The sequence below is a fragment of the Serratia bockelmannii genome (assembly GCF_051803255.1).
GTDB lineage: Bacteria > Pseudomonadota > Gammaproteobacteria > Enterobacterales > Enterobacteriaceae > Serratia > Serratia bockelmannii.
Genome location: NZ_CP196512.1, coordinates 4,467,978 through 4,486,244 on the forward strand (window position 1 = coordinate 4,467,978; position 18,267 = coordinate 4,486,244).

Genomic DNA, 18,267 nt, shown 5'->3' on the forward strand with positions numbered 1-18,267 from the left:
CTCAGCCCTCCAGCAGCAGCGGATTGGCATCGCGCAGCCGGGCGACTTCATCGCTCGGCGTCATGCCGAACAGCCGTTTGAATTCACGACTGAACTGCGACGCGCTCTCGTAACCGACGCGGATCGCCGCCGTGCTGGCCTTCAGACCGTCATGCACCATCAACAGGCGCGCCTTATGCAGCCGGTACGATTTCACGTACTGCAGCGGAGAGGTGTTGGTCACCGCCTTGAAGTTATGGTGAAACGCCGACACGCTCATGTTGACCTCGCTGGCCAACTGCTCGACGTTGAGATTGTCGGCATACTGATTTTCTATGCGCCGCAGCGCCTTGGCGATCTGGCTGAAGTGGGTATGTCGATTAACCAGCTCCTGCAGCGACGCACCGCAGGTGCCGCGCAGCACATAGTAGAGGATCTCGCGCACGATCTGCGGCCCCAGCACCCGGGCGTCGAGCGGCTTGGCCATCACGTCCAGCAGGCGTTCAGTGGCACACAGCAGCGCTTCCGTCAGCTCGGCCAGATTTACCCCGTTGCTCTCCGCCCGCGGCTGCATCAGGTAGTCGTCGTCGCCGATGTCGATCAGCAAATCCTGCAGCATTTGGGTATCGATATTGACCGCCAACCCCACCAGCGGCAACTCCGGGCTGGCGAAGGTTTCGCACTCGAACGGCAGCGGCACCGTCATCAGCAGGTAGTTGCGCGGATCGTATTGGAACACCTTGTTGCCGCAATAGCCGACCTTATGCCCCTGAAAGATGATGACGATCCCCGGTTCGTACATTACCGGTTGACGCGGGCAGTGGCGATCGACATACAGGATCTTCACCCGCGGCACCGGTGACGGCGTATAGCCGTTGCCGGTGGCGATAGCCATCGCCTGGCGTGCCATGCGGCTGCGCAGCGCATCGATTTCAGTCACGGAAACACCCTCTTACAGTCAGAACGATTCGGCATAAATCATAATTTAAAGCTCTCCATTTCTACAGGCAGTTGTAGAAATAGGCAAGAACCAAACAGGAATGTGCATTGTGCGTTGCCGCCAGGTTCCTGACAATACGGGCCAGACACCTTTGCGCCGCGTTGGCGCCCGCCTGACAGAAAGAGAGAAATCAACCATGCAAAACTTCATTCTGCATACCCCAACCAAAATCCTGTTCGGCAAGGACCAAATTGCCGACGTGGCCGGCCAGATCCCAGCGGACGCACGCATCCTGATCACCTACGGTGGCGGCAGCGTGAAGAAAAACGGCGTGCTGGATCAGGTGTACAGCGCGCTGGCCGGCCGTGACGTGCGTGAGTTCTCCGGCATCGAGCCGAACCCGACCTACGAAACCCTGATGAAAGCGGTCGAGGTGGTGAAAGCGGAAAACATCGATTTCCTGCTGGCGGTCGGCGGCGGTTCGGTGGTTGACGGCACCAAGTTCATCGCCGCCGCGGCCCGTTATACGGCCGACAGCGATGCCTGGCATATTCTGCAGACCGTCGGCAGCCACATCACTGACGCGGTGCCGATGGGCTGCGTGCTGACGCTGCCGGCCACCGGTTCCGAGTCCAACAGCGGCGCGGTGATCACCCGGAAGAGCAGCGGCGACAAACAGCACTTCTTCTCGCCGCTGGTGCAGCCGCGCTTTGCCGTGCTGGATCCGGTCGTGACCTACTCGCTGCCGCCGCGCCAGGTAGCCAACGGCGTGGTCGACGCCTTCGTACACACCCTGGAGCAGTATCTGACCTACCCGGTCGACGCCAAGGTGCAGGATCGCTTCGCCGAAGGCCTGCTGCTGACCCTGCTGGAAGACGGCCCGCGCGCGCTGGCCGAGCCGGAAAACTATGCGGTGCGCGCCAACGTGATGTGGAGCGCTACCATGGCGCTGAACGGCCTGATCGGCGCCGGGGTGCCGCAGGACTGGGCGACCCACATGCTGGGCCATGAACTGACCGCCATGCACGATCTCGACCACGCACAAACGTTGGCCATCGTGCTGCCGGCGCTGCTGCACGAGAAGAAAGCGCAGAAGCGCGAAAAACTGCTGCAGTACGCTGACCGCATCTGGGACCTGCGCGAAGGCAGCGAAGACAGCCGCATCGACGGCGCCATCGCCGCCACCCGCGCCTTCTTCGAACAGATGGGCGTGCCGACCCGTATGGCGGATTATCAGCTCGACGGCAGCAGCATTCCGGCGTTGCTCGACAAGCTGCATCAGCACGGCATGACCGCACTGGGCGAGCATCAGGACATCACCCTGGACGTCAGCCGCCGCATTTATGAAGCGGCGCGTTAATCGCAAAACGGCGATTTTTTGCTAGGCTTTAGTCTCCGTCAGCCATTTTTCGCCGCATCCGGCGCCCGGCCGATCGTCGGGCGCCGTCGGGCGCCTCAGCGCGCCGCCGATCGTTTCGCACCCTTCGTCTTACCGCTCATTCGCAGGGAGAGCGGGAGAGAATCGCCCTCCCGCCACCGCTGAAATTAGGCTGGCAAACCCGGCAACCGCCCATTTTGCCAACTAGAATTTATCTATAGCCGTTTCGGTGCCGCAGGCGCCGCAATCCGTACACAAGGAGATGCGCATGACAACGCAACAACCCATCATCAAACTCCACGATGGTAATCTGATGCCGCAGTTGGGTCTCGGCGTTTGGCAGGCGAGTATTGAAGAGACCACCCGCGCGGTCAGCAAAGCGCTGGAGATCGGTTACCGCTCCATCGACACCGCCGCGATCTACAAGAACGAGGAAGGCGTCGGCGCCGCGCTGCAGTCCAGCGCGCTGCCGCGCAGCGACCTGTTCATCACCACCAAGCTGTGGAACGACGATCAGGGCGATCCGCTGGCGGCGCTGGAAACCAGTCTGGAAAAGCTCAAGCTGGACTATGTGGATCTGTATCTGATCCACTGGCCGCGCCCACAGCAGGATCAATACGTCTCCGCCTGGCGCGAGCTGATCAAACTGCGCGAACAAGGCCTGGTGAAAAGCATCGGCGTATGCAACTTCCATACGCCGCACCTGCAGCGTCTGTTGGATGAAACCAACGTGGCGCCGGTCGTCAACCAGATCGAGCTGCACCCGCTGCTGCAACAGCGCCAACTGCGCGCCTGGAACGCTACGCACCATATCGCCACCGAATCCTGGAGCCCGCTGGCGCAGGGCGGTGAAGGGGTATTCGACCAGCCGCTGATCAAGGCCCTGGCCGAGAAATACGAGAAAACCCCGGCGCAAATCGTGGTGCGCTGGCACCTGGACAGCGGTCTTATCGTGATCCCGAAATCCGTCACGCCGTCGCGCATTCGCGAAAACTTCGAGGTATTTGATTTCAAACTCGATAAGGACGAACTGGGCGAGATCGCCAAGCTGGACGTCGGCAACCGCCTGGGGCCGGATCCGGATACCCTGTAAACCCACGCTCAAGCCCTCTCCCGCCGGAGGGGGCTTTTCCTTCCCACACATTGCTCCTTTGCGCCGCCTGACGTTATGATGACGACGCCGGAGGCTCCGGCCACCGGTTAACGCCGTTAAAAAACAGACAAGCACGGAGCACCATGAAATTCTCTTTCTCACACGGGTCACGGCTGGGCATGCTTTGCATCATGCTGGTGCTGGCGGGTTGCGCCGGCAAGAAACAGCGCGTCAGCTACGATCGCCACGCCTTCGATAGCGCCATCAAAGACGCCGCCAGCGAATACGGCGTGGACGCCAAGCTGATCACCGCCATGATCCAGGTGGAGTCCGGCTTCAACCCTTCCGCAGTGAGCAGATCCAATGCGATCGGCCTGATGCAGCTGAAAGCCGATACCGCCGGCTGCGATGCCTACCGCTACAAAGGCAAACGCGGCTGCCCGGACGACGATGACCTGCGGGATCCCGACACCAATATCGATCTCGGCGCCGCCTATCTGGCCACCTTGCAAAAACAACAGCTTAAAGGGATCGCCAATCCCGTCACGCTGCGCTACGCCACCATCATCGCCTACGTCAACGGCACCGGCGCGCTGCTGCGCACCTTCTCCAGTAATCGCCAGCAGGCGATCGCGATGATCAACAACCTGTCGCCAGAAGCCTTTAACTGGCACGTGCGCAAATACCATCCCGCACCGCAGGCGCCGCGCCATTTGATGAAAGTGGAAGCCGCTTACGAACGGTTGTAATTAGCTAAAGTAAAAAGGAGAACCCGGGGGTTCTCCTTTTTGTTTGCGCACGCGGCGTGGTCGTTACGGCTTGGCCTTGCGAATCGGCTTGCGCGGCGGCCGGTTGGACGGCGTGCGCTGCCGATTAATATCGGTATGTTTGGTCAGCGCCGGCCGGGTGTGGCGCTGCAGCCGTTTCGCCTCGCGCTGCTCGTCGATGCTCGGCGCCGGCACCAGACACTCGCGGCGGCTGCCGATCAGGTGCTTCAGCCCCATCTCTTCCAGCGCGGTGCGGATCAGCGCCCAGTTGGCAGGATCGTGGTAACGCAGCAGCGCCTTATGCAGGCGACGCTGGCGCTCGCCGCGCGGCACCACCACGTCTTCACTCTTGTACCCCACCTTGCTCAGCGGGTTTTTGCCGCTGTAATACATGGTGGTGGAGTTGGCCATCGGCGAAGGATAGAAGTTCTGCACCTGATCGAGGCGGAAACGGTTCTTCTTCAGCCACAGCGCCAGGTTCACCATGTCTTCATCGCGGGTGCCCGGGTGCGACGAGATGAAGTACGGGATCAGGTACTGCTCTTTGCCCGCCTGCTTCGAATAGTGATCAAACAGCTGCTTGAAGCGATCGTAGCTGCCCATGCCGGGTTTCATCATCTTTGACAGCGGGCCTTCTTCGGTGTGCTCCGGCGCGATCTTCAGGTAGCCGCCGACGTGGTGGGTCGCCAGTTCCTTGATATAGCGCGGATCTTCCACCGCCAGATCGTAACGTACCCCGGAGGCGATCAGGATCTTCTTGATGCCCTCCAGCGAACGCGCGCGGCGGTAAAGCTTGATGGTCGGCTCGTGGTTAGTGTCCATATAAGTGCAGATCTCCGGATACACGCACGAGGCGCGGCGGCAGGTCTGCTCGGCGCGCGGGTTAGTGCAGCGCAGCATGTACATGTTGGCGGTCGGGCCGCCCAGATCGGAGATCACGCCGGTAAAGCCCGGCACCTTGTCGCGGATCTCTTCGATTTCGCGAACGATCGAATCTTCCGAACGGCTCTGGATGATGCGCCCTTCATGCTCGGTGATCGAACAGAACGAACAGCCGCCGTAGCAACCGCGCATGATGTTCACCGAGAAACGGATCATGTCATAGGCCGGAATGCGATCCTGGCCATAGGACGGGTGCGGCACACGCTGATAAGGCAGGGCAAAGACGCTGTCCATCTCCGGCGTGGTCAGCGGGATCGCCGGCGGGTTGATCCACACGTAGCGGTCACCGTGTTTCTGCATCAGCGCGCGGGCGCAGCCTGGGTTGGTTTCATGGTGCAAAATGCGCGAGGTGTGCGCATACAGCACCTTGTCGCCCTTCACTTTCTCGAAGGACGGCAGCAGCACGTAGGTCTTCTCCCACGGCTTCGGCTTGGCGGCGCGCACCGTGACAGGCTTGGCTTCCGGCTCTTTCGGCTTGGCGCCGTCGGCGCACGGCAGATCCTCGCCGTACGGGTTCGGGATAGGTTCGATGCGGCCCGGCTTGTCGAGGCGGGTGGAATCCACGCCGCTCCAGCCCGGCAGCGCTTCTTTGCGCATCACCGCGGTATTGCGAATATCGTGGATATCGCCGATTTTCTCGCCGGCGGCCAGACGGTGCGCCACTTCCACCAGCGGGCGTTCGCCGTTGCCGTAGATCAGCATGTCGGCTTTGGAGTCCACCAGCACCGAACGGCGCACGGTATCCGACCAATAATCGTAGTGGGCGATGCGGCGCAGGCTGGCTTCGATGCCGCCCAACACGATCGGCACGTCTTTATAGGCTTCTTTGCAGCGCTGGCTGTAGACCAGGGTGGCGCGATCCGGGCGTTTGCCGCCGACGTTGCCGGCGGTGTAAGCATCGTCGTGGCGCAGTTTGCGATCGGCGGTATAACGGTTGATCATCGAGTCCATGTTGCCGGCGGTGATGCCGAAGAACAGGTTCGGTTTCCCCAACCGCATGAAATCTTCTTTGTTGCTCCAGTCCGGCTGCGCGATGATGCCGACGCGGAAGCCCTGCGCTTCCAGCATGCGGCCGATGATCGCCATGCCGAAGCTCGGGTGGTCAACATAGGCGTCGCCGCTGATGATGATCACGTCGCAGCTGTCCCAGCCCAGTTGATCCATCTCGGCTCGCGACATCGGTAAAAATGGCGCGGTGCCATAACATTCAGCCCAATAAGGCTTATAGGAAAACAGTTCACGATCGGGTTGGATCAGGCTGGTGGTGCTCATTCTGCCGCTCTTTTTACAGGTTAATTAATCGCCGGGCGGCGATTATACGCACTAGTGACAAAAAGAGCATGGTTATTTCGCTAACCATTCACCTCGAATTCATAAACGTCGCTGCGGCACAAGATATCGCTGTACTCCAGCGCCTCGCCCCGGGCGTTGCGGCTGGTCTGGATGATGTGCAACAACGGCGCGCCGCACGGTACGTTGAGCAGTTCGGCGACCTCGTCGCTGCAGGATACCGCCTTCAACAGAAAGTGTTTATCTTCAGGCACGATGCCGCGCGATTGCCATAGCGCATACAGCGAATGTTCCAGTTGCCCCGGTTCTGGCAGGAAGCGCGGCGGTATATAGGTAGTTTCCAGCGAGACCGGGCTGCCGTTCAGCAAGCGCAACCGCCGCAGTTTAATCACCTCGTCTCCCTCCGCCAGCCCCAGCGCCGCCGCGGCCTTGGCCGGTGCGCCGACCCGGGTGCGCAACAGCCATCGATTGCTGACGCGGCTGCCGTGGCGCAGCGCCTGAGCGGTGAAACCGCTGTCCTTATCGAGGGAATAACCAATGTGCATCGCCACGCGGGTACCGACGCCCTGCTGCCGCGAAATCAGCCCCTTCTCCTCCAGCAGCTTCATCGCCTTGCTGACGGTGACGCGCGACAGCGCCAGGCCTTCCGCCATCTGCCGTTCCGGCGGCAAAAACGCCTCCGCCGCCAACACCTGCTGCCTGATTGCAGTTTCTATCGCCGTCGCCAGCTGAATATAACGCGGCGCTACCGCCCCCTGCGCCAGATGGCCACGCAGCCAGGCCATAAAATCCGTCATTCGCCCGCCCTCCTGCTTATGCCATTTGTCTGAATTTCATTTTTATCCTATCGCCTGTCCGGCGATAAGCCCCTCACCTTAACTAAAATATCGCTAATGTTTTCAGAGTGGCATCACAATTTTTGCCTAATGGACTTTCATTGGATCTAGATCGCGCGTAATCTGTGCTTATTGATGTTGATACATCAATAGCACCAACACCAGGGACCCACTTTAAAAACAATAAAAAACCCGCTGCCAGCCCTAAAGGATACCCTTGATGGCCGGCAGCGGGCATATACTGCCAGCACAAACGGCCGATAATAAGCAACGGAGCTAATGGATAGCTTGCTCACGGCTCATAGCCGCGTCACAGGATCCTATCGCGTGAGCGAACCGGACTGATGTCGGCAAATAGAAACGTACCAGCTTCGCCAACCCCCGCTGCAGACCCACTCTTTGGCTACACTCATTGGCGCCGTGCGGCCGACGTGCCTCACCCGATAAGGCGGATACCGCCCTCATTTTGACAGACCTGGCGGTCTCAGCCGCTACACACTGCGCGGAATCGGCGTCGTCCCCCGACCACGGGATAGCCGGCCTCAACCGCGCCAACGGAATCGATTTTCAGTCAACTGCGGCGGCCCTCGCGGCCCTGCGCAACAGGGATCATTTGCTATGACCGATATCAATCGCAATGAAGCATGGAAGGTAGAAAGCACCGGTATCGACCGGGTGCCGGACGCGGAGCAGACCGGCAAGCCCATCGAGCTGTTTTGGATCTGGTCGGCGGCCAATATCGGCATCCTCGGCGTAGTGTACGGCGCCATCATCGTCGGCTTCGGCTTATCCTTTCTGCAATCGGTGCTCGCCGCGCTGGTCGGCGTCGCCAGCTTCGTGCTGGTCGGCCTCACCAGCTTCGCCGGCAAGCGCGGGCGCACCTCTACGCTGACGCTGTCGCGAGTGATTTTCGGGCTGAAGGGCAACGTGGCGCCCACCCTGTTCAGTTGGATCAATCTGATGGGCTGGGAAGCGGTCAACGTGATCACCGGCACCCTGACGCTGGCGGCGCTGTTCGAGGCCTTCGGACTAGGGAGCAGTCACCTGCTGACCGCGCTCAGCCTGCTGCTGTTCGGCGGGCTCACTGTCGTCGTCAGCCTGCTGGGGCAAAATACCGTGGTCTGGATGCAAAGCTGGTTCAGCCGCATCTTCGGCACCATGACGCTGATCGTGGTGCTCTATATCCTGTTCAACACCGAGTGGAGCCAGGTGTTGGCGCTGCCTTCCGGCAGTTGGTTGACCGGCTTCCTGCCGGCGGTATCGGTGATCGCCGCCGGCACTGGCATCAGCTGGGCAATCGCCGGCGCCGATTACAGCCGCTATCAAAGCCCGAGCTCGTCGAGCAAAGGCATTTTCGCCGCGGTAATGGGCGGCGCCTGTTTGCCGCTGATGCTGCTGATGCTGGCCGGCATTCTGCTTTCCGTGCAGTTGCCCGATCTGGCCAGCGCCGCCAACCCCATCGCGCTGATTGGCTCGGTGCTGCCCGCCTGGATGGCGATCCCTTATCTGCTGGCCGCCACCGCCGGCATCGTCACCATCGCGGTGCTCAGCCTGTATTCAGCCAGCCTTAACCTGCTGACCATCGGCGTGCAGGTCAAACAGTGGTTGGCGGTATCGATCGACGCGGTCGTGGTGCTGGGCATCGCCCTGTATGTGCTGTTCATCTCCGGCGACTTTATGGGGCCGTTCATCTCCTTCCTGGTGTTCTGCGGGGTGTTCCTGGCGGCCTGGGAGGCGATTTTCCTGCTCGATTACCTGTGCCTGCGCCGTCGCCACGGGTATGATGGCAACGCTTTGTACGGCCTGCATGGCCAGAACCGCGGCGTGCGCAAAGCCCCGCTGTTTTGCTGGTTCCTCGGCGCCCTGTGCGGCCTGCTGGTCACTAAAACTGGTTTTATCGACGGCCCGCTGGCCAAAGGCTTGTTTGCCGATTCCAGCCTGGGGCTGTTTGTGTCGTTTGCGGTGAGTCTGATCGCTTACGGTCTGTACCTGACCCAACGCAGAGAACATCAATGAGTGAGTGGGAAGCTGTAACACCTGTCCTGGTGATTGGGGGCGCGGTCGGCGATCTGGTGATGACGCTGCCCCGCCTGCCGACCAGCGGCGAAGATATCGAAGCCCAGCCGCAGGCGCGGCAAATCGGCGGTTGCGCGTTCAACGTGGCGCGCGCGCTGACGCGCCTTGAAGTGCCGGTGATCAACGGCATGCCGGTTGGCAACGGCGAATGGGGCGCGGCTGTCGAAGCCGCCATGGGCGAACTGGGGCTGGAGGTGCTGTTGCGCCACGGCCAGATGGACAACGGCTGGTGCCTGGCGCTGGTGGAGCCGAACGGCGAACGCACCTTCATCACGGTTTCCGGTTGCGAAAGCCAATGGAATAAAGCGCAGCTGGCCACGCTGCCGCTGACGGAACACACCCTGATCTACGCCAGCGGCTACGAGCTGGCGGGCGAAAACGGCGAAGCGCTGCGCGAGTGGCTGACGCGCATGCCGTTCGACCAACCGCGTCTGATCGATCCCGGCCCGCGCATCGCCCAGCTCAGCGAAGATTTCTTCGCTATGCTCAGCGACAGCCACACCCTGCTGACGCTCAACCGCGACGAAGTGGCCGCGCTGTGCGGCGCCGGCGACGCGGTGGATGCCGCGCAGCGCTATGCCGCCGCCCGTAACCTGACGTTGATCTGTCGCCTGGATCGCGACGGCGCCTGGATCTGCGACGGCCGCACGCCGCCGCTGCACATTCCCGCCTATCCGGTAGACGTGGTCGATACCATCGGCGCGGGCGATGCCCACTGCGCCGGTTTGTTGGCGGGCCTGTCCGCCGGCTGGCCGCTGCCGCAGGCGGTCGATCTGGCCAACCGGGTCGCCGCTTGCGTGGTGGCCAGCCTCGGCGCCGCCAATCCGCCGGACCGGCACCAACTGCAACAGCGCTTCCCTCAGGCCTGACGTTTCAAGGCGCCGTCACTCGGCGCCTTCTGCCTTAGTGCGCCGCCGCCGCGCTCTCCTGCGGCGAGTGGCGATAGTTGAAGCTCAACGCGAACACAATCCCCAGCACCAGTGTATACAGCGCAAACACCAGCCAGATGCTCTGCCAGTCTTTCACGCCGTCATGACTGAAGAAATCCACCACTTCGCCGCTGGCGAGCGCACCCACATAGGCACCCAACCCGTTCACCATGGTCATGAACAGCCCCTGCGCGCTGGCGCGGATGCGGTGATCGGCCTCTTTCTCGACGAAGATGGCGCCGGAGATATTAAAGAAGTCGAACGCACAGCCGTAGACGATCATCGACAGCAGCAGCAGAACGAAACCAAAGCCGACCGGCGTGCCGTACGCCAGGAACAGGAAACGCAGCGTCCAGGCCGCCATGCTGATCAGCATCACCTGCTTGATGCCGTAACGGCGCAGGAAGAAGGGAATGGTAAGGATAAAGAACACTTCGGAGATCTGCGACAGCGACAGCAGCACCGCTGGATACCTGACGCTGAGGCTGTCCTGATACAGCGGATTGAGCGACAGATCGTGCAGAAACGGGTTACCGAAGGTATTGGTTATCTGCAGCGCCGCGCCAAGCAACATGGCGAACAGGAAAAACAGCGCCATGCGCCGCTGGCGGAACAACACCAGCGCATCCAGCCCCAGCACGCTCACCCAGCTCTTCGACTCGGCCGCGCGGTTGGTCGGGCAGCGCGGCAGCGTCAGCGAATAGGCGGACAGCAGCAGCGACGCCGCAGAAGCCAGATACAGCTGCAGATTGCTGAGCTCGATTTGGCTAAAGCCGACCAGCCACATTGCCAGAATGAATCCCACCGTGCCGTACACCCGCACCGGCGGAAAGTCCTTCACCGTGTCAAAGCCGTGCTTCTCCAGGCAAAAATAGGAAATGGCGTTGGAGAGCGCGATGGTCGGCATATAAACCATGGCGTTGAACAGCATCACCCAGAACATCAGCATCGGTTGCTCGACCTGCGCCGCGCAGTACAGCGCCAGCGCCCCGAACAGGTGGCAAAGCGCATACAGGTAGTTGGCCTTCATCCATCGATCGGCGATGATGCCCGCCAGCCCCGGCATGATCAGCGCGGCGATACCCTTGGCGCTGTAAACCATTCCCACCTGCATACCGCTGAAATGCAGCGTGTTGATCATGTAGGAGCCCAGCGTCACCAGCCAGGCGCCCCAAATAAAGAACTGCAGGAAAATCATGACTTTTAATCGTGTTTTTATCGCCATCGCCATCACCTTGTTATTATGTTTTCAACGATGATTGGTGCAGCAGGCCCCCTGCAGCCCGCCGCCGGTTTGCTTGCTGTCTTACAGCGTTTTGAACAGCTCGCGGATAAGGCGCATGAAATCGTCCGCCGCCAGCGCCGCGCAGCTGAGCGTTTGTTCGTGGGAAAGAGGCGTATCCGACAGCCCTTCGGCGTAGTTGGTCATCGCGGACACCACCAGCACCTTGAGACCGCAGTGGCGCGCCGCCAGGACTTCCGGCACGATCGACATGCCCACCACGTCGCAGCCCAGGGTCTGCATCATGCGGATCTCCGCCGGCGTTTCGAAATTCGGCCCGGTGTAGGCAGCGAATACCCCTTCCGCCAGCGGGATGCCCGCGCTTTCGGCCACCGCCGCCAATTGGGCGCGCAGATCGCGATCGTAGGCGTTCGCCAGGCTGAAAAAGCGCGGCCCGAAGCGCTCGTCGTTGGCGCCGACCAGCGGCGATTCCGGCATGAAGTTGATGTGATCGGTAATGGCGACCAGGCTGCCCGGCGCCACCGAGCGGCGCAGCGAACCGGCGGCGTTGGTCGCCAGCAGGAATTCGCAGCCCAGCAGTTTGAAGGTGCGCACTGCGGTGGTCATCACCTGCATGCCGCGTCCTTCATAGAAATGACCACGCCCTTTCATGCACAGGACCGGCACGCCCTCCAGCTTGCCGGCGACCAGTTGCCCGGCGTGGCCGGCGACGCCGCTCACCGGGAAACCCGGCAGCTCCGCGTAGTCGAGGGTGACGGTTTCGGTCATCACCTCCGCCAAAGCGCCGAGCCCGGAGCCGAGAATCAAGGCCGCTTTCGGCTGGAAGCCCGGCAAACGGGTGCGGACGACATCGGCGCAGGTAAAAGCATCTTCTTGATTAAACATCGTATTCTCTCTTTCAGCGGGGGATAATAATCCCCATAGTAGAGAGCGAGGCGCGGCCGAGACCAATACATTCTTGGCGGCCGATTTATTCCATTTACCTATAAGTTGAGCTGCGTCACAGGAGGCGTTACCCCGGATGAACCCGCCCCAAGCCCTGCCCGATCCCGGCCGGATTAACTTCCGCCTGCTGCACTATTTCCGCGTGGTGGCGGAAGAGATGAACTTCACCCAAGCGGCGCGACGGCTGAATATGTCACAGCCGCCGCTCAGCAAGCACATCAAGGATCTGGAAAGCCAACTCGGGGTGGTGCTGTTCAAACGCACCACCCGCTCCATGACGCTGACGCCGGCCGGCCGCACGCTGCTGCGCAACGTCGAGCGGCTGCTGGATCAGGCCGACAGCGCGTTGCATCAGGTGCAACAGATGGGGCGTGGCGAAGGCGGCCATATGGTGGTCGGTATGGTCGGCACCTCGGCCTGGGGCGGCCTGATCGCGGCGCTGCGGCGATTCAGCGAGCGGAGCGCCGGCGTCACCTGGTCGTTGAACGAGCTGACGCCCAGCCAGCAAATCATCGCGCTGCAAAAGCGGCATATCGACATCGGGGTCTGGCGAGAGGCACAGCAACAGACGCTGCCGGGGTTGACCTGCCAACGGTTGGCAAGCGAAAGCATCGCCGTCGTGCTGCCGCTTGATCATCCGCTGGCGCAGCAGGAAAACATTCCGCTGGCGGCGCTGCAGAACGATAGCTTCATCGTGCTGCCGCCGCATGAGGCCAGCCTGGGGCTGTATCTGCACAATCTGTGCCTGCAGCAGGGATTTTTGCCGGACGTCGCTTATCAGGTTAACGAGCCGCAAACCCTGCTGGCGCTGGTGGCGGAAGGCTGCGGCATTACGCTGCTGCCGGACAGCTACGGCCGCATTCCGTGGCCCGGCGTACGCTTTTGCTCGCTGCAACAGGCGCCGCCGGCGGATCTGTACGCGGTTTACCGCGCAGACAGCGTCACGCCGGTGGTGCAGGCCTTCCTGGAGATGCTGCGGGCGCCCTAAGCGGCCCGCAGAGCGGGTTACATTGTCGGCTGTACCATCAGCTGGCCGGCGGTGCCGCGATCGGCCATCTCCAGCGTCTGGCTGTAATACAGGAACGGGAAGTGTTCGGAGGTAGGTTGGTTGAAATACACCAACAGCTCGACGTCGCCATCGACCCAGACGGTGTCCTTCCAGCCGCGATCTTCCGCCATCGGCTGCGCGCCGTTGACGCGTTTGATCAGGAACTGCACGCCCTGAATATGGAACGACTGCGGCGTATCCGCATGAATGTTCCAACGTTCCCAGGTGCCTTGCTGTGCCTGTACGTCGATGCGGTTCATGTCCCAAATCGCGCCGTTGATGCCGGCGCCGCCGTCACCCAGGCGGAAATCGCGGGTGCGGCTGGCGCTGCCGTCCAACAGCTGATCCGCCAGCAGGCGCATCGGCAGGTTGTCGGTCACCAGCGGCAGCAGGCCGGTCGGGCGCAGCGTCAGCACCTGGGTGGACACCAGAATGCTCGACGGCTCGAACAGGCCGCGCAGGCGATCCATGATGCCCGCCGCTTCACCGGCGGTAATGGTCACCTCCTCGCCCTTCGACATGTCGATCAGCACTTCCCGGCGTTCGCCCGGCGCCAGCGAAAGCTGTTGCACCGCGACCGGCGCAGGCAAGAAGCCCTGATCGCTGGCGATCACGTTGAACGGCCGCCCGTCGCTGAGCTGCAGGGTATAACGCCGCGCGTTGGAGGCATTTAGAAGGCGCAAACGCACCCAGCCGCGCGATACGTCGACATACGGGTTTTGCACGCCGTTAACCAACAGCGTATCGCCGACGAAGCCGCCCTGCGACGGCGCGTCGTATTGTGGCGTGCCGAAGTTATCGAAGCGTTTGTCTTGAATGATCAACGGGAAATCGTCGACGCCATAGTGGTTGGGCAGCGGCAGCGCTTTGCTGACGGCATCCTCCACCAGCCACAGCCCGGCCAACCCGTTGTAAACGTGCGGCGCCATACGGTTTGGGGTGTTGGCGTGGTACCAGCAGGTAGCCGCCGCCTGACGGATGGGCAGCACCGGCGACCAGTCAACGTTGGGTGACATCATGCGCGGCGCGCCGCCCATCAGGGTGCCCGGCACCTGCAGACCGCTGATGGTCATCGCCACCGGCTCCTGCAGACGGTTGCTGTAAATCAGTTTGACGTCGTCACCGCTGTAAACCCGCACCGTCGGCCCCAGGTACATGCCGTTGATGCCCCACACCGCCGCTTTGCGGTTATCCATAAACGCCCAGTGGGCGCGCTGCAAGGTCAGGAACAGCGGCTGACCGCGGCGAGACTCCAGCAGCGGAGGAATGGGTAACGGGGTCTGCGTTCCGCTCGCTTCAGCCCTCAGCGGCACGGCGCCCGCGCACAGCGCCAGGCCCGATGCCTGTAAAAACTGACGTCGACTGAGTGACATATCTTCTCCATGAAAAGCAATAACTAAACCGTGTGCAAAACCCAAACGCCCGCCAATCAAGATTAGCAGGCGTTCAGGCGTTAACGGCGCTGAACGCCAATTAAAACCTTATTCTTTGAAGCCGGTAGACTCTTATTTTTTGGCGGCGTTGCGCTGGGCGACTTCAGCGTCCAATTCGGCGATTTTCGCCTCCATCAGCTCGCGGCAATGGGCCGCCAGCTCGCGCACGTTTTCTTTGCCGTATTTGCTGGTATCCACCGGCGCCAACATCTCGACGATCACATGCCCGTTATTCCAGCGATTAAGATTTATATTACCGCTGGTGGTGGATACACAGATCGGTACAATCGGCACGCCGGCGGCGATGGCCGCGTGGAACGCGCCGGTTTTAAACGGCATCAGCCCACGGCCACGGCTGCGGGTTCCTTCCGGGAACATCCAGATAGAAATGTCTTTCTTTTTGAACTGCTCCGCCACCTGGGCGATGGTGCCGTGCGCCTTGGCGCGATTATCACGATCTATCAGCAGATTACCGGTCAGCCAATACAGCGGGCCGAAAAACGGGATCCATACCAGACTTTTTTTACCGACGGTCACGGTGCGCGGCTGCACAATATTAGAAGCCGTCACCATGTCGTAGTTATTTTGGTGGTTGGCGATATAGATGCACTTGCCGTTGTTGGCCGCATCGGCCGGCACGCGGGTTTCAACCTTGATGCCGAACAGCGTCGACAGGCGGCCGAAAAGATGGCCGAAGGTCGCCACATGGCGGGGGTTGCGCGGGCTGAACAAGCAATAAATAGAACCGAAAATACACACCAGAATACAGAAGAGAGTGGCGAGAACGGCACGCAAAATCAATAACATAACAACCTCATTAGCACACTGCCAACGCAGTTTACTTCGCTGCGCAGATTCCTTTACTCATTATTTGCCGGCCGGGCGATAAGCACGCCCATGTCGCCCGCATTTCTCGCTATTTTCCTGCCAGGCGGCAGTACGCACAATAATTTTATGCGCAGAAATGTTAACTATTTGGAAAATAAACGCCAGCAAAAATAAATAAGGCGGCCACAGCATGCTGCGACCGCCCGTTAACGCTAGCGCCAACGCTTACTCTTCGCTGTCGCCACCCGACGCCCGCACCGGCGCATCCACTTCGACGCGATCGATGCGCTGCAGGCCACGCGGCAGCTGGGTCCCCTTGCGGCCGCGCTCCGCGCGGAACTTCTGCAGATCTTCCGGGCGCAGCGTCAGCTTGCGTTTGCCAACGTGCAACGTGACGGACGCCTGCGGCGGCAGCACGAACAGCCAGGCCAGCTTGTCTTCACCGGCTGCGGCCTGCGCCGCCGGAATGGAGACGATCTTGTTGCCCTTGCCCTTCGACAGCTGCGGCAGATCGGCGACCGGGAACATCAGCATGCGCCCGGCGGCGGTGATCGACAGCAGCATATCGTCTGCGCCGTGAATTTCCATCGGCGGCAGCGCTCTGGCGTTGTCCGGCAGCGTGATCATCACCTTGCCGGCGCGGTTGCGCGCCACCAGATCGTTGAAGGTACAGACGAAGCCGTAACCGGCGTCGGACGCCATCAGCAGCTTCTGATCGTCGGCCGCCATCAGCACCTGCTCAATGGTGGCGCCCGGCGGCGGTGTCAGCTTGCCGGTCAACGGCTCGCCCTGCCCGCGTGCCGACGGCAGCGTCATCGGATCGAGCGCATAGCTGCGCCCGGTAGAATCGATGAACACCACCGGCTGGTTGCTCTTGCCGCGTGCCGCACCACGGAAACTGTCGCCGGCCTTGTAGCTCAACCCGGCAGGATCGATATCGTGGCCCTTGGCGCTGCGCACCCAGCCCATTTCCGACAGCACAATGGTCACCGGCTCGGACGGCACGAAGTCATGCTCGCTCATCGCCTTGGCTTCCGCACGCTCGGTCAGCGGTGAACGGCGATCGTCGCCATAGGTTTGCGCATCGGCCTGGATCTCTTTCTTGATCAGCGTATTCAGCTTGCGCTCGGACGCCAGCAGCGCCTGCAGCTGATCGCGCTCTTTCGCCAGCTCATCCTGCTCACCGCGGATCTTGACCTCTTCCAGTTTGGCCAGGTGACGCAGTTTCAGCTCGAGGATCGCTTCCGCCTGGGTATCGGAGATGCCGAAACGCTGCATCAGCACCGGCTTCGGCTCATCCTCGCTGCGGATGATGTGGATCACCTCGTCGATGTTGAGGAACGCTACCAGCAAACCTTCGAGGATATGCAGACGTTTGAGCACTTTCTCGAGGCGGTAGTTCAGGCGGCGGCGCACCGTATCACGACGGTAGGCCAGCCATTCGGTGAGGATCTCCACCAGCCCTTTCACCTGCGGGCGGTTGTCCAGACCGATCATGTTCATGTTGATGCGGTAGCTGCGTTCCAGATCGGTGGTAGCGAACAGGTGATTCATCACCTGCTCCAGATCGATGCGGTTGGAACGCGGCACGATCACCAGACGCGTCGGGTTTTCGTGGTCGGATTCATCGCGCAGATCCTCGACCATCGGCAGCTTCTTGGCGCGCATCTGGCTGGCGATCTGCTCCAGCACCTTGGCGCCGGAAACCTGATGCGGCAAGGCGGTGATCACCGCGCTGCCATCCTCTTTCTTCCACACGGCGCGCATGCGCACCGAGCCGCGGCCACTCTGGTAAATTTTGCGAATCTCATCGCGCGGAGTGATGATCTCGGCTTCGGTCGGGAAGTCCGGCCCCTGCACGAACTCGAGCAGATCATCGAGCGAGGCGCCCGGTTTGTCGAGCAGCGCCACCGCCGCAGCCGCGACTTCGCGCACGTTGTGCGGCGGAATGTCGGTCGCCATGCCGACCGCGATGCCGGTGGTGCCGTTCAGCAGGATGTTTGGCAGACGCGCCGGCAGCATCTTCGGCTCTTGCAGCGTGCCGTCAAAGTTCGGGATCCAGTCGACCGTGCCCTGGCCCAGTTCGGCCAGCAAGACTTCGGCGTATTTGGACAGGCGCGATTCGGTATAGCGCATCGCCGCGAACGACTTGGGATCGTCCGGCGCGCCCCAGTTCCCCTGGCCGTCCACCAGCGGATAGCGATACGAGAACGGCTGCGCCATCAGCACCATGGCTTCATAACACGCGCTGTCGCCGTGCGGGTGGTATTTACCCAGCACGTCGCCCACGGTACGGGCGGATTTCTTGAATTTGGCGCTGTTGTTCAGCCCCAGCTCAGACATGGCGTAGATGATACGGCGTTGTACCGGCTTCAAACCGTCGCCAATGTACGGCAACGCCCGATCCATGATGACGTACATGGAATAGTTCAGATAGGCGTTTTCAGTGAATGTGTGCAGCGGTAAACGCTCTACACCGTCATGAGTCAGATCACTCATTACTCAATTATCCTCAGACCGTGGCTTGGCAATCCCTTGGA

General features: G+C 61.3%; 14 protein-coding genes. 6 read left to right on the forward strand and 8 right to left on the reverse strand.

The window, feature by feature from the left end; translation table 11 throughout:
- Nucleotide 1: 1 nt before the first annotated feature.
- Entirely contained in the window at nt 2-889 is an 888-nt protein-coding gene (locus ACSJLU_RS21230) for an AraC family transcriptional regulator (protein WP_227255625.1), read from the reverse strand.
- A gap of 226 nt (nt 890-1,115) precedes the next feature.
- On the opposite strand from ACSJLU_RS21230, the gene yqhD reads away from it, so the two are divergent.
- The 3 genes from yqhD to ACSJLU_RS21245 all read left to right on the forward strand — a co-directional run bounded on the left by yqhD (nt 1,116) and on the right by ACSJLU_RS21245 (nt 4,139).
- Nucleotides 1,116-2,279, forward strand: coding sequence for an alcohol dehydrogenase (gene yqhD / locus ACSJLU_RS21235; protein ID WP_089181352.1), 1,164 nt, complete (start codon nt 1,116-1,118; stop codon nt 2,277-2,279).
- Nucleotides 2,280-2,565: 286 nt separating this feature from the next.
- Nucleotides 2,566-3,390 (forward strand): 2,5-didehydrogluconate reductase DkgA, encoded by an 825-nt coding sequence (dkgA, locus tag ACSJLU_RS21240; RefSeq protein WP_016930128.1) that lies wholly within the window; start codon nt 2,566-2,568, stop codon nt 3,388-3,390.
- Nucleotides 3,391-3,533: 143 nt separating this feature from the next.
- Nucleotides 3,534-4,139 carry a transglycosylase SLT domain-containing protein gene (locus ACSJLU_RS21245; RefSeq protein ID WP_025304291.1) on the forward strand — a complete coding sequence of 202 codons (606 nt, stop codon included), beginning with the start codon at nt 3,534-3,536 and terminating at the stop codon, nt 4,137-4,139.
- Between the two features lie 63 nt (nt 4,140-4,202).
- Here the strand turns inward: ACSJLU_RS21245 and ACSJLU_RS21250 are convergent, their stop codons facing one another.
- Both ACSJLU_RS21250 and ACSJLU_RS21255 read right to left on the reverse strand, forming a co-directional pair.
- The gene (locus ACSJLU_RS21250; protein WP_025304292.1) at nt 4,203-6,371 is read right to left on the reverse strand and encodes a YgiQ family radical SAM protein; all 2,169 of its coding nucleotides are present in this window, start codon (nt 6,369-6,371) and stop codon (nt 4,203-4,205) included.
- Nucleotides 6,372-6,451: 80 nt separating this feature from the next.
- The gene (locus ACSJLU_RS21255) at nt 6,452-7,186 is read right to left on the reverse strand and encodes a GntR family transcriptional regulator (RefSeq protein ID WP_043142111.1); all 735 of its coding nucleotides are present in this window, start codon (nt 7,184-7,186) and stop codon (nt 6,452-6,454) included.
- A gap of 657 nt (nt 7,187-7,843) precedes the next feature.
- On the opposite strand from ACSJLU_RS21255, the gene ACSJLU_RS21260 reads away from it, so the two are divergent.
- Both ACSJLU_RS21260 and ACSJLU_RS21265 read left to right on the forward strand, forming a co-directional pair.
- Nucleotides 7,844-9,241: a purine-cytosine permease family protein gene (locus ACSJLU_RS21260; protein WP_147823214.1), complete on the forward strand. Its 1,398-nt coding sequence runs from the start codon at nt 7,844-7,846 to the stop codon at nt 9,239-9,241.
- Nucleotides 9,238-10,170: a PfkB family carbohydrate kinase gene (locus ACSJLU_RS21265; protein ID WP_164099827.1), complete on the forward strand. Its 933-nt coding sequence runs from the start codon at nt 9,238-9,240 to the stop codon at nt 10,168-10,170. Before ACSJLU_RS21260 ends, ACSJLU_RS21265 begins: the two co-directional genes overlap by 4 nt.
- Before the next feature lie 34 nt (nt 10,171-10,204).
- On the opposite strand, the gene ACSJLU_RS21270 is transcribed toward ACSJLU_RS21265, so the two are convergent.
- Both ACSJLU_RS21270 and xapA read right to left on the reverse strand, forming a co-directional pair.
- Entirely contained in the window at nt 10,205-11,455 is a 1,251-nt protein-coding gene (locus ACSJLU_RS21270) for a nucleoside permease (RefSeq protein WP_025304296.1), read from the reverse strand.
- An 81-nt stretch (nt 11,456-11,536) separates the two neighbouring features.
- Entirely contained in the window at nt 11,537-12,358 is an 822-nt protein-coding gene (gene xapA, locus ACSJLU_RS21275; protein ID WP_049204424.1) for a xanthosine phosphorylase, read from the reverse strand.
- A gap of 136 nt (nt 12,359-12,494) precedes the next feature.
- Here xapA and ACSJLU_RS21280 point away from each other — a divergent pair, with 136 nt between their 5' ends.
- Nucleotides 12,495-13,406: a LysR family transcriptional regulator gene (locus ACSJLU_RS21280; RefSeq protein ID WP_043142098.1), complete on the forward strand. Its 912-nt coding sequence runs from the start codon at nt 12,495-12,497 to the stop codon at nt 13,404-13,406.
- A 17-nt stretch (nt 13,407-13,423) separates the two neighbouring features.
- Here the strand turns inward: ACSJLU_RS21280 and ftsP are convergent, their stop codons facing one another.
- From ftsP to parC, 3 genes are all read right to left on the reverse strand, one after another.
- Nucleotides 13,424-14,839 (reverse strand): cell division protein FtsP, encoded by a 1,416-nt coding sequence (ftsP, locus tag ACSJLU_RS21285; RefSeq protein ID WP_025304299.1) that lies wholly within the window; start codon nt 14,837-14,839, stop codon nt 13,424-13,426.
- A 132-nt stretch (nt 14,840-14,971) separates the two neighbouring features.
- Complete coding sequence (locus ACSJLU_RS21290; protein WP_025304300.1) at nt 14,972-15,706, reverse strand: 1-acylglycerol-3-phosphate O-acyltransferase; 735 nt, start codon at nt 15,704-15,706, stop codon at nt 14,972-14,974.
- Between the two features lie 246 nt (nt 15,707-15,952).
- A complete protein-coding gene (gene parC / locus ACSJLU_RS21295) occupies nt 15,953-18,226 on the reverse strand; it encodes a DNA topoisomerase IV subunit A (RefSeq protein WP_025304301.1) in 2,274 nt (757 codons plus the stop codon).
- Between the last annotated feature and the right edge of the window lie 41 nt (nt 18,227-18,267).